The organism is Microbacterium sp. CCNWLW134 (genome assembly GCF_037083565.1).
Taxonomy (GTDB): Bacteria; Actinomycetota; Actinomycetes; order Actinomycetales; family Microbacteriaceae; genus Microbacterium.
Genome location: NZ_JBAOJU010000002.1, coordinates 536,362 through 556,076 on the forward strand (window position 1 = coordinate 536,362; position 19,715 = coordinate 556,076).

21 protein-coding genes are annotated in these 19,715 nt (G+C 70.0%); 12 read left to right on the forward strand and 9 right to left on the reverse strand.

Annotation, left to right across the window (positions count from 1 at the left end; translation table 11 throughout):
- Positions 1-2: 2 nt before the first annotated feature.
- Positions 3-1,043 carry an SDR family NAD(P)-dependent oxidoreductase gene (locus tag V6S02_RS13200; protein ID WP_336401211.1) on the reverse strand — a complete coding sequence of 347 codons (1,041 nt, stop codon included), beginning with the start codon at positions 1,041-1,043 and terminating at the stop codon, positions 3-5.
- A gap of 50 nt (positions 1,044-1,093) precedes the next feature.
- Between V6S02_RS13200 and V6S02_RS13205 the strand changes: the two genes are divergently transcribed.
- Complete coding sequence (locus tag V6S02_RS13205) at positions 1,094-1,669, forward strand: TetR family transcriptional regulator (protein WP_124292286.1); 576 nt, start codon at positions 1,094-1,096, stop codon at positions 1,667-1,669.
- Between the two features lie 38 nt (positions 1,670-1,707).
- Here V6S02_RS13205 and V6S02_RS13210 read toward each other — a convergent pair whose 3' ends face one another.
- Positions 1,708-2,196 (reverse strand): YdeI/OmpD-associated family protein, encoded by a 489-nt coding sequence (locus V6S02_RS13210; protein ID WP_124292287.1) that lies wholly within the window; start codon positions 2,194-2,196, stop codon positions 1,708-1,710.
- Positions 2,197-2,283: 87 nt separating this feature from the next.
- Here V6S02_RS13210 and V6S02_RS13215 point away from each other — a divergent pair, with 87 nt between their 5' ends.
- Positions 2,284-3,369 carry a hypothetical protein gene (locus V6S02_RS13215; protein WP_336401212.1) on the forward strand — a complete coding sequence of 362 codons (1,086 nt, stop codon included), beginning with the start codon at positions 2,284-2,286 and terminating at the stop codon, positions 3,367-3,369.
- A gap of 127 nt (positions 3,370-3,496) precedes the next feature.
- Positions 3,497-4,489, forward strand: a complete 993-nt coding sequence (locus V6S02_RS13220; protein ID WP_336401213.1) for an NADP-dependent oxidoreductase — start codon at positions 3,497-3,499, stop codon at positions 4,487-4,489.
- 6 nt (positions 4,490-4,495) lie between these two features.
- Here the strand turns inward: V6S02_RS13220 and V6S02_RS13225 are convergent, their stop codons facing one another.
- Positions 4,496-4,999 (reverse strand): GIY-YIG nuclease family protein, encoded by a 504-nt coding sequence (locus V6S02_RS13225; RefSeq protein ID WP_336401214.1) that lies wholly within the window; start codon positions 4,997-4,999, stop codon positions 4,496-4,498.
- Here V6S02_RS13225 and V6S02_RS13230 point away from each other — a divergent pair.
- Positions 4,998-5,900 (forward strand): zinc-ribbon domain-containing protein, encoded by a 903-nt coding sequence (locus V6S02_RS13230; protein ID WP_124292290.1) that lies wholly within the window; start codon positions 4,998-5,000, stop codon positions 5,898-5,900. The two genes, V6S02_RS13225 and V6S02_RS13230, sit on opposite strands and share 2 nt — an antisense overlap.
- Positions 5,901-5,909: 9 nt before the next feature.
- Here V6S02_RS13230 and V6S02_RS13235 read toward each other — a convergent pair whose 3' ends face one another.
- The 3 genes from V6S02_RS13235 to V6S02_RS13245 are packed head-to-tail and all read right to left on the reverse strand — an operon-like array spanning position 5,910 to position 8,124.
- Positions 5,910-6,260 (reverse strand): UBP-type zinc finger domain-containing protein, encoded by a 351-nt coding sequence (locus tag V6S02_RS13235; RefSeq protein ID WP_124292291.1) that lies wholly within the window; start codon positions 6,258-6,260, stop codon positions 5,910-5,912.
- Between the two features lie 30 nt (positions 6,261-6,290).
- On the reverse strand, positions 6,291-7,931 hold the full coding sequence (locus tag V6S02_RS13240; protein WP_124292292.1) for an FAD-dependent oxidoreductase: 1,641 nt from the start codon (positions 7,929-7,931) through the stop codon (positions 6,291-6,293).
- 10 nt (positions 7,932-7,941) lie between these two features.
- On the reverse strand, positions 7,942-8,124 hold the full coding sequence (locus V6S02_RS13245; RefSeq protein WP_336401215.1) for a hypothetical protein: 183 nt from the start codon (positions 8,122-8,124) through the stop codon (positions 7,942-7,944).
- A gap of 54 nt (positions 8,125-8,178) precedes the next feature.
- Between V6S02_RS13245 and V6S02_RS13250 the strand changes: the two genes are divergently transcribed.
- From V6S02_RS13250 to V6S02_RS13275, 6 genes are all read left to right on the forward strand, one after another.
- Positions 8,179-9,216 carry a LacI family DNA-binding transcriptional regulator gene (locus V6S02_RS13250; RefSeq protein WP_336401216.1) on the forward strand — a complete coding sequence of 346 codons (1,038 nt, stop codon included), beginning with the start codon at positions 8,179-8,181 and terminating at the stop codon, positions 9,214-9,216.
- Positions 9,217-9,399: 183 nt separating this feature from the next.
- Positions 9,400-12,357, forward strand: coding sequence for a family 43 glycosylhydrolase (locus tag V6S02_RS13255; RefSeq protein WP_336401217.1), 2,958 nt, complete (start codon positions 9,400-9,402; stop codon positions 12,355-12,357).
- Positions 12,358-12,443: 86 nt separating this feature from the next.
- Positions 12,444-14,870: a family 43 glycosylhydrolase gene (locus V6S02_RS13260; RefSeq protein WP_336401218.1), complete on the forward strand. Its 2,427-nt coding sequence runs from the start codon at positions 12,444-12,446 to the stop codon at positions 14,868-14,870.
- A gap of 148 nt (positions 14,871-15,018) precedes the next feature.
- Entirely contained in the window at positions 15,019-15,654 is a 636-nt protein-coding gene (locus V6S02_RS13265) for a hypothetical protein (protein ID WP_336401219.1), read from the forward strand.
- Between the two features lie 133 nt (positions 15,655-15,787).
- A complete protein-coding gene (locus tag V6S02_RS13270) occupies positions 15,788-16,942 on the forward strand; it encodes a hypothetical protein (protein WP_336401220.1) in 1,155 nt (384 codons plus the stop codon).
- A 5-nt stretch (positions 16,943-16,947) separates the two neighbouring features.
- Positions 16,948-17,241, forward strand: coding sequence for a hypothetical protein (locus V6S02_RS13275; RefSeq protein WP_336401221.1), 294 nt, complete (start codon positions 16,948-16,950; stop codon positions 17,239-17,241).
- A 238-nt stretch (positions 17,242-17,479) separates the two neighbouring features.
- Here the strand turns inward: V6S02_RS13275 and V6S02_RS13280 are convergent, their stop codons facing one another.
- Positions 17,480-17,665: a hypothetical protein gene (locus V6S02_RS13280; protein ID WP_336401222.1), complete on the reverse strand. Its 186-nt coding sequence runs from the start codon at positions 17,663-17,665 to the stop codon at positions 17,480-17,482.
- Positions 17,665-18,099 (reverse strand): hypothetical protein, encoded by a 435-nt coding sequence (locus V6S02_RS13285; protein WP_336401223.1) that lies wholly within the window; start codon positions 18,097-18,099, stop codon positions 17,665-17,667. The genes V6S02_RS13280 and V6S02_RS13285 overlap by 1 nt, the downstream gene beginning before the upstream one ends.
- Positions 18,100-18,314: 215 nt before the next feature.
- Here V6S02_RS13285 and V6S02_RS13290 point away from each other — a divergent pair, with 215 nt between their 5' ends.
- On the forward strand, positions 18,315-18,599 hold the full coding sequence (locus tag V6S02_RS13290) for a hypothetical protein (RefSeq protein WP_336401224.1): 285 nt from the start codon (positions 18,315-18,317) through the stop codon (positions 18,597-18,599).
- Positions 18,600-18,726: 127 nt separating this feature from the next.
- Positions 18,727-19,068 carry a DUF7882 family protein gene (locus tag V6S02_RS13295; RefSeq protein ID WP_124292297.1) on the forward strand — a complete coding sequence of 114 codons (342 nt, stop codon included), beginning with the start codon at positions 18,727-18,729 and terminating at the stop codon, positions 19,066-19,068.
- 143 nt (positions 19,069-19,211) lie between these two features.
- On the opposite strand, the gene V6S02_RS13300 is transcribed toward V6S02_RS13295, so the two are convergent.
- A complete protein-coding gene (locus tag V6S02_RS13300) occupies positions 19,212-19,565 on the reverse strand; it encodes a DUF7882 family protein (protein WP_124292298.1) in 354 nt (117 codons plus the stop codon).
- Positions 19,566-19,715 lie beyond the last annotated feature (150 nt).

A 19,715-nucleotide genomic window follows, 5' to 3' on the forward strand; every position in this document is an offset into this window, starting at 1 on the left:
TCTCAGCGCTGCCCAACCGGACGGTGCGTCGACTCACCGGGCGTCCCGCCGCCACCTTCCGGCAGTTCGCGATCGATCATCGGGATGTCTGGATGCCCGACGGGGTCGGTGGCAGCCTCCAGCCAGGCCCAGAGGCGTGATTGGCGGCCGGCGTCGAAGGTGACCGCCTCGGCGCGGGTCTCGCGACCGATCTCGATGTAGGCGTCATTCCTGTCGCCGTGCCGGTCGCCGAGGGCGAGAGCGACGGCGTGGCGGGCGGTACCTCGCGGTGTCGTCGCCCCCGGGAGGACCGACATCGCCGGCATGACGTTGCGCCACACCCAGTCCATGTAGGCGGGCATGCCGCGCACGAGACCCGTGCCCGCGACGAGCCCGGGGTCGTAGACGTTGAGGCGCTGTGCCGAGGCGCCCAACCGCGCCGCCCACGGGTGCGCGAGGGTGACGAGCGCCAGCTTGCTCGTCGCGTAGGCGATGCCGCCGCGCTCGCGTTCGATGCGGAACCCCCCGCGGGGTGTGTCATCGGTGAGGGCGAGCTCGGCCGGCTCCTGCCAGACGGGGTCGGGGACGAGCCCGAAAGACCGGCGCTTGCCGCGGTGGGTGGAGGAGCCGGCGAGGACGACGTGGCCCCCGGGACCGAGGAGCGGCTGGAGTCCTCGCAGCAGGGCGTGCTGGGCGATCACGTTGATCGCGAACGTCAGCTCGTACCCCTGGGCGCTCGTCTGACGGCGATCCAGGAACTGCCCGCCGGCGTTGAGCATGGCCACATCGATCGGGGAGAGCTCTCCCGTGCGGATGAGCTCGGTGACCTCCTGGAGCGCCGAGCGGACGGAGTCGAGGTCGGCGAGATCGAGAAGGATGCCGCGGGCGTCGGCGCCCGCGTCGCGCGACGTCGCCACGGCCTCGTCGAGCGCGAGCGGGTCGCGCGCAAGGAGCACGAGGCGAGGGCGCGCGGGGTGGACGAGAAGGCGCTCGAGCAGGGCTCGGCCGATGCCCCGGGTCGGTCCGGTCAGCAGAACGGTGGGCGTGACGTCACTTTGTGTCATAGCGGCAGGATAGGTGATGTCACAATGTGACGCAAGGGTAGAGTGGGCGCATGCCGCGTTGGCCGGAGGATTCCCGCGAGCGACTCGTGGACGCCGCGATCTCGCTCTTCGTCGAGCGCGGCTTCGCCGCGACGACGGTGGAGCAGATCGCCACGGCGGCGGGGGTCACGCCGCGCACGTTCTTCCGGCACTTCGGTGACAAGGAGGAGGTGCTGTTCACCGAGGAGGACGAGCTGCTTCCCCTCCTGCTCGGCGCGATCGCATCGCTCGAGCCGCCGTTCCGCGCCGACGAGCTGATGCGCCACGCGCTCGGCACGCTGGCCGACAGGATGGAGCCGGAGCGGACGCGCCTGCGCGAACGGCACGCGATCATCAAGACCGACGTCGCCCTCACCGGTCGCGAGCTCGCCAAACAGGCCGCATGGCAGCCGCAGATCGCTGCGGCCATCGCTGCGCGCGGCTACACCGGGGCTGACGCAGAGCTGCTCGCGGCCATCGGGTTCGCCCTGTACCGGACCGCCTTCGTCGGCTGGCTCGAGGACGACGCACGCGAGCCGCTGCGCGACCGGGTGGACAGGGCGCTCCCGTCGGCGCGGACCGTGATGGACCTCGCGATCCCGGGCTGAGTGCCCGCTGCCCGGCGAGGGCGGTGCGCGCGAACGGTTCAGAGGGAGCGCAGCAGCGCCTCGATCCGACGGGCGCGCGTGGCTGCCGTGCCCGCGCCGTCGACGGGCACGAGCTGACGGCGGCGGGTGGCCGGGGGCTGCAGATCCCATCGCTCCCGCAGTCCGGCGGCGGCGAGCGCCTCGGCGAGGTCGTCGGGCACCGGGACCTCGTCAGGGTCGACCGGCGCGAGCCACCCGGTGACGGGGTCGCCGGTCTCCAGGCGCAGCCGGCGCAGCAGCGAGGATCCGGCCCAGACGAAGGTGTCGTCGATCACCGGGGCGCGGGTCAGCGCCAGGTTCACCGCGACATCCTCCAGCCGCCCGGCGACCCGTCGAGTCGCCGCCTCCTCCGCGGCGGCGACGAGGGAGGCGGGCACCCGCAGCACGGTGTAGCGCGACCGTCCCCACACCATCGGCTCGATGAACCCCGTCACCTCGTGCGGGTCACCCAGTAGCGGCCACGACTCGCTCACGTCATCCTCCGTCATCGCTCGCACGGTCGGCGCACCCGGACTCTACCGGCCGAGACGACGCGGCGGTACGGTGACCTCACCCACCTCGTTGAAGGGGATGCCGTGACATCGTCCGCCGCTGAGCACATCCCCGTCACCGCGACCGCCCGCGTGCGGGTCGAGAGCGAGGCGTTCTACGCCTTCGCGGCAGCCGCCGCGTCCGGCGGCGCGTTGGGCCTTCTTCTCGGATGGTTCGGGCCGCCCCGTCCCCTTGCCGGTGAGGGCTCCTTCGGGTGGATCTCCGCGGCGGCGTGCGCGGTGACGGCGATCGCCGCGGCGGGAGTCGGCTACGGGCGTGCCCGGAAGACCCGCGGAGACGAGGGGCGGCTGGTACTGCCGTCGTGGCGATTCGGCGTCAACTTGGTGGCGGTGTCGCTCGTGCATGCCGGACTTGCGGCGCTGGCGGCCCTCGCCGTCTTCCTCGTCCTCAGCGCGGGGATGATCGGCTGGCAGGTCGAACCGTTCTGGTCGGCCGTGCTGATGGGCGCGGCGACGGGTATCACCGCCTATCTTGTGTACCTGTCCGCTTCCGGGATGACGACGCGGCGGATGTCTTCGCTGCTGCTGGCGTTCGTCGTAGTCGGCACCCTCACGGCCATGGTGTCGACCCCCGACCCCGACTGGTGGGAGATCCACTTCAGCCACCTCGGCACCTTCTGGCACCTTTCGAGCGTCGTGTTCAACGGCACCCTGATCGTCGGCGGACTGCTCGTCACGGCATTCGCCGTCTACGTCGCCCACGACCTGGCAGCGGTGGCGGCGTCCGGGGGACTCGACCCGAGAGCGCGCTGGCGCGTGGTGCCGACGCTCTTCGTCATCATGGGCCTCATGCTCGCGGGCGTCGGAGCTGTCCCGGTGAATCTCAGTCTGCTGATCCACAACCTCTGCGCGATGGGGCTGGCGGCGATGTTCCTGGGCCTTCTGGCCGGAGGACGCTGGCTCATGCGGGGCTTGCCCCGCGCCTACTTCCGGTCGGCGGGGCTGTTCCTCATCGCGTTGCTGGTCTCGGTGGTGCTGTTCGTCACCGGCTACTTCGCCCTCACGGCTTTCGAGATCATCGTCTTCGCCCTGATCTTCGGCTGGATCGCTGTTTTCATCCGGTTCCTCACCGCCGATCGACCGACGGATGCGGTCGACGCGCTGGCGTGAACGGGGCCGACGCCGGGATTCGGGCGGACGATGCATCCGTTCTGGCCGTTCGGACCGAATACCTCTGTGACGCGGACGATGGTGTCCGCCGAGCCGCCCGGCTCGGCGACGGTGGAAGGGGACCGGCATGGCGAAGAAGCTGACGGAAGCGACGGTCGTCGAGTACGACCGCACAGGCGATGCCGACGTTCTGGAGGTGCGCACCACCGAGCTCCGACCGCCGGGCCGCGGGGAGGTCACCGTGGAGATCATCACCGCGGGCATCAGCCACATCGACGGTTTCATCCGCAGTGGCCGAGAGGACGCATTCGCGAACGATCCGTTCCCGCGTCGCTCGGGGAGCGATTTCGCCGGCACGATCATCGCGGTCGGTGAGGACGTCCAGGGCTTCTCCAGGGGGATGGACGTCGTGGGGCACGTCCGCGCGGGAGCCCACGCCTCGGCGATCACGGTGCCGACGTCGGTTCTGGTGAAGAAGCCGCGCACCGTGTCGTGGGAGGCCGCCGGTGGACTCTTCCTCGCCGGAGCGACGGCCCTCGACATCCTCGACCAGGTGCGTGTCAGCGAGGGCGACACCGTCGTCGTGTCGGCTGCGGCCGGCGGCGTCGGCAGCATCGAGGCGCAGATCGCGCGATACCGCGGGGCGACGGTCATCGGCACGTGCGGTGAGCGCAACTTCGATTACCTGCGACAGCTCGGCATCAAGCCGGTGCTCTACGGGCCGGGCATCGCCGACCGCATCCGCAAGGCGGCGGGAAAGCCCATCACCGCGATGATCGACAACTTCGGGCAGGACGGTCGCGCGCTCGCCGAGGATCTGGAGGTCTCCCCCTCGCGCTACCGCTCGAGCGAAGACCGTCGAGACGCCGAGGTGCGGTTGCTGCAGGACGACCCCGAGTCGGTCGCCCAGGCGACGTCACTCCTCGAACGGGTGGCCCAGCTCGCCGAGAAGCGCGCCTTCACCCTTCTGGTGTCGGGACTCTACGCGCTCGGAGACGTGGCCGAGGCCTACGCCGATCTCGGCAAACTGCACGCCCGCGGGAAGGTCGTGCTCGCCACGCGACCGGTCACGACGGTGCGCACGCTCAAGGCCCGGGATGTCTGGGAGGCGGCGGGCTGAGAGCCGTCACAGCCGCTCCCGGTGCGCGCTGCTGACCCATCGGGCGTATGAGCCCCACGGATCGACGCTGCCGGGAAGGGCGCCGATGTGCGCGAGGAGTTCGGGCGCGGAGGTGAACCATTCGCCCCCTTCACGCAGGTGGGCGAACAGGTCGTGCCGTGAGCGCTCGACGGTGCGGTCGCCGGGTTCGAAGGCGAGCAGCTCGTCGTGCCTGATCGCGCGGAGGCGCGCGCGAGGCTCACGTGTGGTGCCTATCTTCACCCTCTCGGCGTACCCGAGGTAGTACACGACGTCGACCCGAGGCGGCGGGAGATCCGGATCGGGGGCATCGCCGACGCGCCAGTCGCACACGGAGCAGAACCACTCGCCGTTCCGGCGATCGCCCCGACGCGCGCCGCACAGCACGCACGGCCCCGGCATCACCCGCCTGATCCCCATGGCGACACCGTACGTCACGTCTCCGACACCACAGCCGGCCGTGTCGGATGCCCCCGCTAGGTTCGCCGCCATGGCCGAGAGGGTGGAGCTGTGGTGGGCGAGGCGGCAGTTCTCGCGGGGCGCCGAGGTGCCGTACCCGCTCGGCACCTACCGCGAGGCGTGGGCCGCCTACCCGGCCGTCGCGCGCCAGTACCACCCCGACCTCAACGCCGGGATCGCGCTGTCGCAGATCCCTCCGGCCGCCGATGTGCTGCTGCGGTGGCAGTGCGACGCCGGACACCTCTTCGCCGCCACCCCGGCCGAGCAGCGCAGTCGCCCGGGGCGTGTGCGCCGGCGGTCGGCCTGGTGTCCCGAGTGCCTCGATGCGGCGACGGGGCGTGGCGCCTTCCCCGCACTGGCGCTGCCGCCGAAGGGCGTCGAGACCGCTCCGCCATCGCCCGCGTCGCCGCTCGCGGCGCCCGCCCACAGCCCGGCATCACGTCCGCGGCGACCCCGCACGCGGCCCCGCCGCATCTGCGAGAAGACTCCCGACCTGCCCCCAGGCACCTCGTTCGCCAGCGCGTGTGCACCGAAGCCCGCGTCGGCGGCGGAGGCATTGCTGCACGAACGACTGTTCGGCGCGCTCGCGGTGACGCGAGGTCACACCGCGGTCCGCGTCTCGCGCCCCTTCTTCGAGCACCGCGAAGTCTGGCCCGATCTCGTCCTGCCCGAGCTGCGCATCGCGGTCGAGTACGACACGATCGGCCGGTTCGGCCTGGAGCACGTGGGCGCCCGCGAAGACTCCGACCGACGCAAGGACCGACTCCTCCGTGAGGCCGGGTGGGAGGTCGTGCGCCTGCGCAGCGGCAAGCTCGAGAAGCTGGGGCCCCATGATCTGCAGATCACCACGGCGGGCCCGCGGACCGTGGGACTGCTGCTCGACGCGTTCCGCGGCATCCGGGGTTCTCTCCTCATCGATGCCTACGCGACGTGAGCGGTCGTGTCAGCGGTCCTGGAGGATCTGCCTCCAGTTCAGCGGAACGCGACCCCGCGGCCCGGGTGCCGGCTGGTCGTCGGGATGACTGCGAGGCGGCGCCAGCGCGGGCCCGTCGACGATCCGCTCGTCGACATAGTCCCAGAACCAGTCTTCGCCCGGTTCGAAGCTCTGGATGACGCGGTGCCCCGTCTGGCGGAAGTGGTCCGTCGCATGGCGGCCGAGCGAGTCGTCGCAGCATCCGACGTGACCGCAGGCCGCGCACCGCCGCAGGTGCACCCACCAACCGTCGTGCGTCAGGCACTCCGCGCACCCGTCGCCGCTCGGGGGAGCCTCGGGATCGATGACTGTCTCACTCATGGGTTCCCTCTTTGTCGAACGATGGCACGGTCATCCCGCCAGAGCACGGTGCACCGAGGCGACGGCGCTGGATCCCTCTCCGACCGCCGCCGCGACACGCTTCATCGAGCCGCGCCGCACGTCTCCGGCGGCGAAGATGCGGGGGAGCGAGGTCTCGAACGGGAGCGGCTCGCGCCCCATCGCCTGCCACCGCGTCAGCGACTGCACGGTGATGTCGGTGCCCGTGCGGACGAAGCCGTCGTCGTCGCGGTCGAGGTCGGGGAGCCAACCGGTCGCGGGGTCGGCGCCGATGAAGCAGAACAGGCCGCGCGCATCGACCTCGCCCACGCTGTCGATCGCGACCCTGCGCAGTCCGCGGTCGCCCTCGAGCCCGACGATGTGCGACCGGGTGTGAACCTGGACGCGCGGGTCGTCGGTGAGACGGTCGACGAGGTAGCTCGACATGCGCGCCGAGAGGTCGTCTCCGCGCACGACGAGGTGCACGGGGCATCCGTTCGATGACAGATACAGCGCCGCCTGCCCGGCGGAATTCGCCCCGCCCACCACGACCACGGGCGATGCGGCCACCTGGCGCAGCTCGAGCGGGGTCGCGGCGTAGTAGATGCCCGACCGCTCGAAATCCTCCCAGCGGTCCAACTGGAGCCGGCGGTAGCTGGCACCGGAGGTGACGATCGTGCTGCGCGTGCGGATGCGCCGCCCGTCGGCGAGGGTCACGTCGAGGTCGTCGCCGTGTCGCTCGATGGCGATGGCTTCGCAGGGTGCGTAGACCCGCACGCCGAATTTCAGTGCCTGGAGCGTCGCCTGGCCGATCAGATCGCTGCCACTGACCCCGAACGGAAAACCGAGGAAGTTCTCGATCCGTGACGTCGACGCCGCCTGCCCACCCGGCGCGACGGCATCGAGGAGCACGGTTTCGAGACCCTCCGAGGCGCCGTAGATCGCGGCCGCGAGGCCTGCCGGACCGCCGCCGACGACCACGAGGTCGACCACCTCATCGGCCTGCCCCTGGTAGCTGAGTCCGAGGCGGTCCGCCACGATGCCCGGGGTCGCTCGGACGATCGGCTCACCCTGGATGAAGGCGACGGGAAGGTCGTCCGCCGTGAAGGCGGTCTTCCCCGACGACCCGGCCAGGTGAACGTCGTGATCGGTCACCGCGTGCGCGGCGTGGATCAGGTCGATGCGCTCGGCGAATCGGCGGAGCGCGAGGAACTCACTCGACCCTTCGCGTCCGAGGAACTTCAGCGTCCACGCCGCCGACCCGCGCCGGAGGCTCTCGCGGCGGGCCCAGAGGGCGTGCAGGATGATGTCGCACAGCTCGTCGTCTTCGTTCATGATCCGACGCAGCTGAGACCGGGGGAGGACATACATCCGCCCCGCCTCGACCACGCGCGCGGAGAGGAACGCCGCCTGCCCGTTGAGCAGTCCGAGCTCGCCGACGATCGAGCCGGGACCGAGCCTGGCGAGGATCTCCTCTTCCGCCCAGGCGAGCGCGTCGCGCACGATCTCCACCTCGCCGGTGGCGACCAGGATCATGGGATAGTCGCGCTCACCCGAGCGGAAGACGTCGTCGCCGGCGGCGACATCCCGCGGCTCGGCGGCGGACGTGAGGCGCTCCCACTGGGAGTCGGTCAGCGTCGGTGATTGGACAGGGTCGAGATTCGGACCGGCCATGCCCAGAAGGCTACTCAGCCGACGCGCCGGCGCGAGGGGCCTGCGGCTCCCCGCGTGACGCCTGCAGCGAACGGATGAGGATCTGCGGGTCGGAGAAGCCGTATGCCGGCGTCCGCCCAGCGAAGAGGGCGGACCACCCGTGGGTCCGGCACATCGCGGTGACGCGATTGACACGGCCGTGCGAGGTTGGCATTGTCATTGTATACAACGTTAGAAATTCGGGAGGATCCCCGTGGTCGTGCGGAGAGTGACGTTACGAGATGTCGCTCAGCGCACCGGGGTGTCGGTGACGACGATCTCGAAAGTGTTGAACGGTGGCGGCGACGTCTCGCCGCAGACGCGAGCGCTCGTCGAGGAGCAGCTCGATCGCAGCGGCTACCGTCGACGCCTGCCACAGGTGAGTACCGGGTATCTGCAGGTGGTCGTGCCGAATCTCAGCGGCGACTGGGTGTTCGGGATCGTCGCGGGAATCCAGGAGGCGGCGGCGCGAGCCGGACACGGGATCTCGCTCGTCGTCAACGACGATCGAGAAAGTGACGATCCCGCATGGGTGGACGAGGCTCTCCGCCGCAATGCGACCGCGGTCGTGGTGTTGCTGGATGCGGTGCCGAAGGAGGCGCATGCGCGGCTGCGGGCCGCTGGCATCCCGTTCGTCCTCATCGATCCTGCGGGCGATCCGATCCCGGATGTTCCGGCGGTGTCAGCCGCGAACTGGTCGGGTGGACTCGAGGCGGCCAGGCATCTCCTGGGGTTGGGCCACCGCAAGATCGCGGCGGTCACGGGTCCCGCGACGTCGCTCCCCGCGATCGCGCGGGTGGACGGTTTCCGTGCGGCGCTGACGTCAGCGGGGGAGACGGTGCGCGAGGACTGGGTGCGCTTCGGGGACTTCACGGCCGAGTCCGGTGAGCGGGAGGCGCGGGAGCTGCTGGCCCACGACGACCCGCCGACCGCCATCTTCGCCGGAAGTGACATGCAGGCCGTCGGTGTGCTGGACGCCGCCGCTGCGGCCGGGATCTCCGTGCCCCGGGAGCTGTCGGTCGTCGGCTTCGATGATGTGACCCTCGCCGGCTACGTCCGCCCGCGCTTGACCACCGTTCGTCAGCCGTTGTCCGAGATGGCGGCACAGGCGACGAAGACGGTTCTCGAGCTCGCACATCACCCGACCCTGGAGCGGCCGCGGATCGAGCTGTCGACCCGGTTGGTGGTGCGCGAGTCGACGGCGCCACCGTGGTCGAGAACCTCGTCGAAACCCTTGCCTTCTCCCGCTGTTAACGGTAACACTTAAGCACTCCCCGGGAGCGGCATCCGGATTCGCTGCAGAAGTCGGTCACCGCATCCCCGTCCGCATCGGGCAGGGGGATCCTTGACCGTCCTCGAGGTGAGCACTGACTCCTTGAGTCGTTAGCGCTCACAAGTAAACGTTGTGGCGTGCGGTGATCAGGACGTCGCCGCCAGCGAAGGAGCTGAAATGACGCGGGACCGGGTGGCCTCAGCGACGAATCCGCCGCGGCGATCGTGGGGGCGGATGCTGGCGCTCGTCGTCGCCGGAACGGTGATGGGAGCGGGCTTGATGCCGATCGACCAGGCGGCCACGGCCGCGGAGGAGTGGAATCCTGACTCCTCCTACACCTCGTCCGACAACGGCGACGGCTCCTACCGGGTGCCGCTGCTGAACTCCGATGTGCCGGATGTCTCGGTCGAGCGCATCCCCGCCGCCGAGAACGACGAGGGCCGCGACCTCTACTACATGATCAGCACGACCATGCATCTGAGCCCCGGGGCCCCGATCATGAAGTCGTACGACCTCGTCAACTGGGAGATCGTCAACTACGTCTTCGACCGCGCGAACATCGGCGACGACTTCTCGCTGCGCAACGGCCGGACCTCGTACGGCCAGGGGCAGTGGGCGTCGTCGCTCCGCTACCACGACGGACTCTGGTACGTCGCCTTCAACACCAACAACCTCGGCGGCTCGTACCTCTACACGACCGACGACATCGACGACGGCTCGTGGGACCGCATCTCGCTCGGCCGCTCGTACCACGACCCGTCCCTCTTCTTCGACGTCGACGGCACGCCCTACATCTTCTACGGCTCGGGCTCGACCAGCGCCGTGAAGTACAGCGCCGATTTCTCCACCGTCCTCGCGGAGTACCCGCAGATCATCCGCCCCGCCGACTACCCGAACGCCCCCGTGGGGGGCCTGTTCGAGGGCGCGCAGGTGACCTACATCGACGGGACCTACTACATCGTCATCATCACGTGGCCGTCAGGACAGGGGCGTCAGGTGGTGCTGTTCCGCTCCGACGATCTGCTCGGACGCTACGCGACGGCGGACGGGTCGAACCCCTACGAGGCGAAGGGCGTGCTCAACTCCAACGGGTTCGCCCAGGGAAGCCTCGTCCCGATCGCCCGGGAGGACGGCGGCACCGACTACTGGGGCATGTTCTTCCGCGACACCTTCCCCATCGGTCGCATCCCCGCCCTCATCCCCGCCACCTGGGGGGAGGACGGCTGGCCGGTGTTCGGGAACAACGGCAGCGTGACCATCGGCGGGTCGTTCGACAAGCCGATCACGCTGAGCCCCGAGGAGGAGCGGCTCGAGCGCCTGAAGTCGGTCGTCGTCTCGGACGACTTCGCCAACGACGCCCCCGAGCGCGCCTACATCGACGAGGACTGGGTGATCCCGCCGGGGCCGGACGTCGACCCGTCGCTGCTGGGTGTCGAGCTCGTGCAGAACGGCGGCTTCGAGAACGGCACGACCGGGTGGATCGTGAATGACACGGCCACGCTCACCGCGAGCGGCGACGCCGCTACCGGGGCGGGGGCCGTGCAGGTCACCGCCCGCCAGACCACCGGCTCGGGCCCTGCGCAGGACCTGTCGGGCAAGCTCCAGCGCGGTATCACCTACGACGTCTCCGCCAAGGTGCGCTACACCGATCCGCTGGCTCCGGCGACCAAGCAGTTCTTCGTCACGGCCCGCTACGGCTCGAGCACCTTCACGAACCTCGCGACGGTCACCGCGCCGCGTGGGCAGTGGGCGACGATCACCGGATCGTTCACGGTGCCGGCAGGTCAGAACGTCGACACGGCGCGAATCTTCGTCGAGACGCCCTACACGCAGAACCCGGGGGCGAACCCGTCGCAGCACCTGATGGACTTCGCCGTCGACGACGTCTCGGTCACCGGCCGTCCGCTCACACAGGAGACGGCACACCCCGACGAGATCGCGCCCAACGGCTCGCGGCTGGCCCTGCAGTGGCAGTGGAACCATGCGCCCGACAACCGCCACTGGTCGCTCACCGAGCGCGAGGGGTGGCTCCGCCTCACCAACGGCAAGGTCGTCACGGGGAACACCCGTCACGACAAGCTCGCGAACGACGATGAGGCGACCTACCTCGAGGAGGCGCGCAACACGCTGTCGCAGCGCACGTTCGGTCCGAGTCAGTCGGCGGAGATCTCGATGGACATCTCAGCGATGAAGAACGGGGATGTCGCAGGGCTCGCGGCCTTCGGACGCAACTTCTCCTACGTCGGCGTGAAGCGCGTCGACGGCGTCAACACCGTCGGAGTGGTGAACCGCACGACGCCCTTCACCGCGACGATCGACCAGAACGCCGTCGAAGCCTTCGTGCCAGGGACGACGGCGGCGCTCGGCGACGCCACGCAGGTGCACCTGAAGGCCGATCTCGACTTCGCCAATCCGTCCGGGCAGCTGTGGACCACCTTCTCGTACAGCCTCGACGGGATCAGCTGGACCGCGCTCGGCAACCGGGTCGGGCCCCTCACCCTCGACGGGGCGCTGACGCACTTCATGGGGCACCGGATCGGGGTGTTCAGCTACGCCACGCAAGCCACCGGCGGGTACGTCGACATCGATCACTTCCTGCTCAGCGACGTGCGATCGGCAGAGGATCTGCCGCTCGACACCGCCGCGCTCGATGCGGCGATCGCCCACGCGGAAACCCTGGACGCCGCCGACTATCCCGAGGAGGACTGGCAGGCGATGCAGGCCGCGCTCGTGTGGGCCGAGGCTGCGGCGGCCGGCCCGGTCGGCACGCAGAACCAGATCGACGCCCCCGAGCGCGCCCTGAGCCTGCAACTCGCTCGACTCGGCGTCATCCGGCCCGCTCCCTCTCTGGACATCGATCTGACGGCGGCGACCCGCTGCGCAGCCGGGAAGGTGCAGGTGACGGCGCTCGTGGCGAACCCGAACGGGGTGCCCGTGCGGGCCGCGGTGTCTTCGGCCTATGGCACGAAGACCTTAGCCGCCGTGTCGGCCGAGAAGTCGGCCACCCACGCGTTCACCACGCGCCAGACCGCGATCGACGCCGGCGAGCTGACGGTCACGGCCACGGCCGAGATCGACGGTGAGACCGTCACCCGCACCGCGACCGCACCCTATGACGCACGCTCGTGCGGCTGACCGTGCGCTCCACGAACCCCGCCCCCACAACTGAACACGACCGACAACTGAACACCCATGTCAGAAACACATCAAGGAGACATCTCTTGCACGAGCGCGCCTCGAAGCGATCCCGGTTCCGGATCGCCGCCATGGCCGCCGCCGGCATCCTGATGGCAGCGAGTATCGCTGTCACCAGCCCGGTGTACGCGGCTGAAGAGGAGCTCATCGTCAACGGAGGGTTCGAGAACGGTACCGAGGGGTGGTTCGCCAACAACGGCAACGCCACCGACGGTGCCACTCTGACCATCGTGAACGATGCGTTCTCAGGGTCCAACGGTCTGCGCGCCTCCGCGCGTCAGACCACCGGCTCGGGTCCGATGCAGGATCTGTCCGGCAAGCTCCAAGCCGGCCAGACCTACACCGTCACGGCCCGGGTCAAGTACGACAACCCCAGCAGCCCTGCGACGAAGCAGTTCTTCGCGACGATGCACTACGGCGGGTTCACGTACACCAACCTCGGCAGCGTCACCCCGGCTCGCGGCCAGTGGGGGTACATCAACGCCACCTTCACCATCCCCGCGGGACAGAACGTCACCACCACGCGCCTGTTCATCGAGACGCCGTTCAACGGCAGCCCGCAGAGCGACCCGAACCTCCACCTGATGGACTTCACGGTCGACGACGTCTCGCTGGTCGGAGCCCCGCCGCCCCCGCCGCCGCCCGCCCCGTCGAAGACCGTCGAGGTCGTCGGCAAGCTGCCCGGCGAGCACAACCCGCTCATCGGTCACAAGTTCGGCGCCGACGGCTACGGGTTCGTCCACGACGGTCGCGTCTACATGTACATGACCAACGACACCCAGGGATACGCTCCCAACCCCGCCACCGGAGTCTCGCCCGGCATCAACTACGGCGACATCAACCAGATCACGCTCATCTCCACCACCGACATGGTGAACTGGGTCGACCACGGTGAGATCCCGGTCGCCGGCTCGCAGGGCATCGCGCCGTTCACGAACAACTCGTGGGCGCCGGGCATGGAGAAGAAGGTCGTCGACGGCGAAGAGAAGTTCTTCCTCTACTACGCCAACGGCGGCGGCTCCAGCAACGTCATCACCGGTGACTCGCCCCTGGGCCCGTGGGTCAGCGAGCGGTCCAGCACGCTGATCAACAGCAGCACGCCGGGCGCCCAGGGCGTCAGCTGGCTGTTCGACCCGGCACCGCTGGTGGACGACGACGGCCAGGCGTACCTCTACTTCGGTGGTGGCCCCGCGTCGACGAGCTTCCCGGCCGCGGAGCGCTTCAACAACCCGAAGAACATCCGCGTGATCGAGCTGGCCGACGACATGGTCAACACGCAGGGCACGGCCGCTGTCGTGGACGCCCCCGTGGCGTTCGAGGCTGCGCAGGTGTTCAAGCGCGAGGGCAAGTACTACCTGTCCTACTCGTCGCACTTCGGCGGCAACGACTTCGGTGGCAACCAGACGCCGCTCCCGGGCTACCCCGGCGGCGGGCAGATCGGCTACATGATCTCGGATGACCCGATGTCGTTCCCGAAGGAGACCTACGCCGGTGTGCTCTTCCCGAACCAGTCGCAGTTCTTCGGTGCGGGGACCGGTGGCAACAACCACCAGTCGGTGTTCGAGTACGAGGGCAAGTACTACTTCACGTACCACGCCCCCACGCTCAACAAGCGCATCAACGGCAACACGACGCAGGGCTACCGCAGCCCCCACATCCAGGAGCTGACCTTCAACGAGGACGGCACCATCCAGCAGGTCGTGGGCGACTACGCCGGCGTCGATCAGGTGCGCGACTTCGATCCGTTCCGCACCTTCGAGGCCGAGACCCTCGGCTGGACGAAGGGCATCGCGACGGCGAAGATCGACGGCGGCTCTGCGGAGTTCGGCGACACTGCTCCGAACCTCGTCGTGCGCGACATCGACAACGGCGACTGGACCGGCCTGTCGTCGGTGGCCTTCGGCGAGACCGGAGCCGCCTCGGTGACGGTCAAGGTCAAGCCGCTGCAGGAGGGCGGCGCGATCCAGGTGCGCGACGGCAGCGACACCGGTGCGGTGCTGGCGACCATCCCGGTCACCGGCGAGATCGGGGAGTGGACCGAGCTCAGCGCCGACCTCACGGGTGCCACGGGCACGAAGGACGTCTTCTTCACCTACACCGGTGAGAGCGGCGACCTGTTCGAGCTCGACACCTGGGCCTTCACCGAGGGCGCGGCGCAGCCGTCGCTCGACGTGACGGCTGAGGCTGCCACCCGCTGCGCCGCCGGCAAGGTGCAGGTCACCGTCAAGGTCACGAACAACGACGACGTCGCGGTCCAGGTCGCGGCGGTGTCGGAGTACGGCACCAAGACGTTCGCCTCGGTCGCCGCTGGCAAGTCGGCCACCCACGCCTACACCACCCGCGCCACGAACATCGCCGCCGGCGATGTCGATGTGACCGCGAGTGCGACCGTCGACGGCCAGCCGGTCTCGACGCTCGTGACGGCGCCGTACGACAGCCGCACCTGCGGCTAGCAGTCCCCGTCCGGGGTCGGGCGATCCGCCCGACCCCGGACTCCCGCGAGACATCTCGGTCGAACCCCGGTTCCATTGTGATGTCGGAGTGTTCTCGGTAACATCTGCTCGGGCGTCGTAGCCGACGTCCGAAGAACGGAGCAAGACAATGAAGTTCCCCCAGGGCCTTTCGGCCCGGATCGCCGTGGCCGCCGTCGGCGGCCTGCTGCTGGCCGGCGGCGCGAGCGCCGCGATCGCCGACGAACTGGACACGGGCGACGTCGACGTCACGGTCGACATCGAGTCGACCGATGACGGCGCGCTGACCCTGACCGTCGGCGGCACCTCGACGAGCCTGGCCGAGGTGGTGTCGGGCGACCCGACCATCCGGCAGTTCGACGGGCAGCTGCCCCAGGTGACCGTCAGCGACACCCGCGACCCCGACAGCATCCCGGACGGATCGTTCTGGTCGGTGTACGGCCAGGCGACCGACTTCGTCGGCCAGGACGGCCAGCCGAACATCCCGGCCGAGAACCTCGGCTGGACGCCCGAGGTGCTCGGCGACTACGAGTACATCACCGAGGGCGACCCGATCGGCACGGTCCTCGACGACGGCCCCGAGGCCAACGTCGGACTGGTCGAGGGCGAGCTGCTGTACTCGGCGTTCACCTCTGAGGATGCCGTCAACGAGGGCAACACCTCGTGGTCGGCGACCGCCGGTCTGACGCTGAAGACGGATGCGGATGTCGCTCCGGGCGCCTACGCCTCGGTGCTGACCATCTCCCTGTTCGAAGACATCGGCTGACCATCGACCGCCATCCTGCCGGTCGATCCGGTCGGCAGGGGAGGGGGTCGAGATCTCCCCACGGATCTCGACCCTCTCCGGTCTGTTCCCCCCAACACCGGATGTGCGAAGGAGTGCGACGATGCGCCGACGGATGACGCGTACCGGCCTCATCGCTGCGGTCGCCCTCGCCTGCGCTCCGCTCCTGGGGCTCGCGCCGGCGGCCGCATCGGCCGCGGAGCCCGCCGCTGCGGAGCCCGCCGCCGCCGCCACCGATGACGGCGAGATCACCTGGGCGGTGACACCCGCCGACGAGGCCGGCCCTGATCAGCGCGGCGTGATCGAGCAGGAACTCGATCCGGGCGAGTCGCGCACCGATCGCTTCGCCGTTCGCAACTTCAGCGCCATCCCCGTCACCTTCGCGTTGAGCGCCGCCGACGGGTACTACTCCGACAACGGTCGCTTCACCATGCTGCCCTCGAGCGAGCCCTCGGTGGACGCCGGCACCTGGATCACCCTCCCCGAGTCGGTCACCGTCGAACCCGGCGGTACGACCGTCGTGGAGTTCACCACCTCGGTGCCCGACGACGCCCCCCCCGGCGATCACGCCGCGGGGATCGCGGCGTCGGTGCTGTCGGCCGGCACCGACGAGTCGGGTACCGGCGTCGGGGTGGAGAGCCGCGTCGGGTTCCGCATCACCACCCGCGTCACCGGAGAGCTCGCTCCCGCCGCCACCGTGCAGGCGGTCGCCGGCTCGTACGATCTGTCGTGGAATCCCTTCCGACCCGGCGAGGCGACCGTGTCGTTCGAGGTCACCAACACCGGCAACACCGCCGTCCAGGCGCAGGGGACCCTCACGGCCGGGACCGCGTCGGCGGGCTTCCCTGCCGCCGGTAAAGCCGTGCAGCAACTCCTGCCGGGCGAGACGCGCACCCTCACGCTGGCTCTGGCAGGCGTCTGGCCGACCGTCGTCGTGCCGCTGAACGTTGATTTCGCGCCGACAGCCCGTGACTTCGCCGGCGCCGACATCCCCGTCACGGCCAGCGTCGCGGCGGCGACGCTGTGGGCTCTGCCCCTCCCGCAGCTGATCCTCCTCGCCGGCGTCGCCCTTCTCCTCACGGCTCTCCTCTGGCGCCGCAGGCGTTCGCAGGCCCGCCTGGCCGCGGCCGTTGCTGCGGCTCGCGAGGAGGGCTTCGTCGCCGCCCGAACCCCCGGCGCCGCGGCCGACACGTCCGTCGTCGCCGAACCCGACCAGACCCCCGACCCCTCACCCCCAGGAGGACCAGTGACCCGACGGAGCCGCAGGTGATGGCCGTGACGAATGCCGGAGACGATGTGCCCGGCGAGGGGGGTGTGGACGTCCTCGTCGACATCGCACCGGTCGAGACGCCGTCGCCGACTCCCACGCCGACGGTCACCCCCACGCCCTCCGTGACGCCGACTCCCAGTGTCAGCGCGTCGCCCGGGTCCGGAGGGAACGTGCCCGATGGGCTCGGCGTGACCGGCGTCGATCCGACGGCGGCGATCGTTCTGGGGGCGGCCCTGCTGCTCTCTGGCGCGGTGGCGCTGCTCGCGCGCCGCTCTCGGCGCGGTGCGCCCCCCCGCTGACGTCGACTCCCCCGACATCCGCAGGCGGCGTGAGCCCGCGAGCGGAATCCTCCCCTCCCCGCGACGGTGCACTCGTTCCCCGCGACGGTGCACTCGTTCCCCGCGACGGTGCACTCGTTCCCCGCGACGGTGCACTCCGCGGCGAGCCGCGGAGCGGCAGCCCGCAGCGCCCTTCCGAAGGAGTGCACCCTCGCCTGCGGGGAGTGCACCCTCGCGTGCGGGGAGTGCACCCTCGGGGTCAGGCGAGGCGCTTCAGGATCCGGTGGCCGGTGCCCGTGTCGTCCGCCCAGCCGACGGGGGCGGTGCCCCACTCCTCCGCCTTCCCGATCGTCGAGACGAGCAGGCCGCAGGTCAGCGATTCGGCCACGGCAAGCCGTGCCCCGCGATCCTGGGCGCGCTGCGCGAGCGCCTCGACGGCGTCCATCAGGAGTGGACGCCCGGAGCGGTGTCGTCGTCCGACGGGCTCTCCACCTCTCTCACCAGGGCGTCGAGGTCGACGTCGTCATCGAGGCCGGCATCGCCGAGGCGACGGGAGAGGATGTCGCGGACCTGGTCTTCACGGGCGTTGCCCAGTTGGATGTCGGCCCGGGTCTGCACGAGGATGCCCCGCACCTCTTCGCTCAGCGTCGTGGCGTTCTGATCCTCGAGCGGGGCGTCCTGCGTGCCGACCCCGTCGGATTCTCCGCCGCGGGGGCCGACGCCGGCGATGTCGTTCTGGCTCGACGCCTCGGCGTCGGTGGAACCCGTCCCCTCCGGGGCGACCGCCGGCGCCGCGCCGGAGTCGGCCCCGCCGCCGCCGGCGGGCGTCGGGCTCACGGATGCTGCCTGGTCGTCGTCGTACGGGTGGTTCGAGGTCATGTGGTGTTCCCTTCCCGGGGAGCGGTGCCGTCGATGGACGATACCGCGGCTATCGCCCAGCCTGGCGCGCCGGAGCTCGGTTCACACGCGCTTGACGGCCCCGGGGCGGCGGGGTAGCGCCGGGAGGCGGAGCAGCAGAAGCGGTCCGATCGCCGCTGTCAAGGGTCTGGGCGACGCCGCTCCTCCGGGCGCACCATCGACACGAGGTGAAAGCCATGCACAACCTCAGCGAAAGGTTCTTCGAGTTCACGCCGGTGTCGGGTGACTCGTGGCAGCTCCGCGATCGGGTCCTGCCCGACGGTGACCCCCGCGGCGTCATCGCGATCGTGACGCGCGTCGCGTTCGGAGTCGATGTGATCTGGGGCCGGGGCATCCGCGCACCCCACCACTTCGGTGGTCTCGACGACGTGCTGCGCACCGCCGTGGAGGTGCTGTCGTGCGGCAGCGGCGGACCACGCCGCCCGGTGCCGATCCCGCACCGTCGGCCCGCGCGCGGGTGACCCCTCCTTCCCCCGATCGGGGCAGGTGCGAGCTGGACGCCACTCATCCCCGCGACCGGCTCCGACGAGGATGAGCTCACGTCCGGCACGCCGCCGTTGCGGGCACCGGACTGACTAGGATCTGATCATGGGTAGGTTCATCTACGACACGATGGCGAACTCCGTTGACATCGAAGACCGGACGCTCGCTCACCTCCGGATCGTCGTGATGAACAAGCTCCGCCGGTCTGAGTCGTTCATGTTCGACGTCGAGATCGGCGACGGCAGCGGACGGCGCAGCTTCTGGATGCATCCGTCGGTGCCGATGCAGTTCCACTTCTTCGGCAGCCGGAATCCGCGCATCAACCGCCTCTGGATCGAAGAGCTCATGCTCGCCGCGAGCGGCCCGAACGGCCTGAGCATCTCGCCCGAGCCGGCCGAGGAAGAGAACCCGCCGAGCCCGGGTTCAGCTCCCCGCGGTCTCAGCTGACTCGTCGCGCCCGATCAACCGCGACCCGTCGAAGAACGCTGCGTCCGCGGCATCCGGGCCGCATTTCTTGACGGCTCGCGTGACGTCGGGGCCTCGCGGGTCGGTGTGGGCGCCCGCGTGCGGTGGCGGCGCGGGCGAGCAGGTCAGCGGAGGGCGCGCAACTCGGCGATGTGCGCCGGGGTGTTCTCGTTCGAGGCGTCCATGTGCTCGGTGATCAAGGTGATGCCGCCGCTGGAGTTGGCCGAACCCACGAGCTCGTCGATCCACGCGCGGCTGATGGTCGGCTGCTCAGGTTCGTCGAAGACGAAGCGCAAGGGAATCGACGGGTGCAGCCAGATCGTGCTGCGCCCGGTCGGCTCGTCGTCCGGATGCCGCCACGAAACGGTGAAGCTCTCGTCGCGGCGGAGTTTCGTGGCGATGACGACCTTCAGGTGCGACAGTGCTCGGTCCTCGATGTGGATGGGGGTCGCCGAGCTCCCGTAGAAGATGGTGCCCATGCTCGGATCACGCCCGCCCGAGTGGCGCGACCGAGCGCTCGGGGGGAAGGAGCGGATTCGGTTCCGCCGGGTTCGGAGCTGTCGGTTCGTCCGGCGTCGGGACGAGAGGCTCCGAGGGGGTGGAGCCCGGTGTCTCCTCAGGAAGAGGGA

Coding starts and splice junctions, on each gene's coding strand:
- V6S02_RS13225 (WP_336401214.1), bottom strand. CDS start 4,999: ATGGCGGCGAACCTAGCGGGGGCATCCGACACGGCCGGCTGTGGTGTC.
- V6S02_RS13295 (WP_124292297.1), top strand. CDS start 18,727: ATGGGTAGGTTCATCTACGACACGATGGCGAACTCCGTTGACATCGAA.
- V6S02_RS13230 (WP_124292290.1), top strand. CDS start 4,998: ATGGCCGAGAGGGTGGAGCTGTGGTGGGCGAGGCGGCAGTTCTCGCGG.
- V6S02_RS13205 (WP_124292286.1), top strand. CDS start 1,094: ATGCCGCGTTGGCCGGAGGATTCCCGCGAGCGACTCGTGGACGCCGCG.
- V6S02_RS13220 (WP_336401213.1), top strand. CDS start 3,497: ATGGCGAAGAAGCTGACGGAAGCGACGGTCGTCGAGTACGACCGCACA.
- V6S02_RS13255 (WP_336401217.1), top strand. CDS start 9,400: ATGACGCGGGACCGGGTGGCCTCAGCGACGAATCCGCCGCGGCGATCG.
- V6S02_RS13240 (WP_124292292.1), bottom strand. CDS start 7,931: ATGGCCGGTCCGAATCTCGACCCTGTCCAATCACCGACGCTGACCGAC.
- V6S02_RS13285 (WP_336401223.1), bottom strand. CDS start 18,099: ATGACCTCGAACCACCCGTACGACGACGACCAGGCAGCATCCGTGAGC.
- V6S02_RS13270 (WP_336401220.1), top strand. CDS start 15,788: ATGACGCGTACCGGCCTCATCGCTGCGGTCGCCCTCGCCTGCGCTCCG.
- V6S02_RS13280 (WP_336401222.1), bottom strand. CDS start 17,665: ATGGACGCCGTCGAGGCGCTCGCGCAGCGCGCCCAGGATCGCGGGGCA.
- V6S02_RS13200 (WP_336401211.1), bottom strand. CDS start 1,043: ATGACACAAAGTGACGTCACGCCCACCGTTCTGCTGACCGGACCGACC.
- V6S02_RS13300 (WP_124292298.1), bottom strand. CDS start 19,565: ATGGGCACCATCTTCTACGGGAGCTCGGCGACCCCCATCCACATCGAG.
- V6S02_RS13290 (WP_336401224.1), top strand. CDS start 18,315: ATGCACAACCTCAGCGAAAGGTTCTTCGAGTTCACGCCGGTGTCGGGT.
- V6S02_RS13210 (WP_124292287.1), bottom strand. CDS start 2,196: ATGACGGAGGATGACGTGAGCGAGTCGTGGCCGCTACTGGGTGACCCG.
- V6S02_RS13265 (WP_336401219.1), top strand. CDS start 15,019: ATGAAGTTCCCCCAGGGCCTTTCGGCCCGGATCGCCGTGGCCGCCGTC.
- V6S02_RS13245 (WP_336401215.1), bottom strand. CDS start 8,124: ATGCCAACCTCGCACGGCCGTGTCAATCGCGTCACCGCGATGTGCCGG.
- V6S02_RS13235 (WP_124292291.1), bottom strand. CDS start 6,260: ATGAGTGAGACAGTCATCGATCCCGAGGCTCCCCCGAGCGGCGACGGG.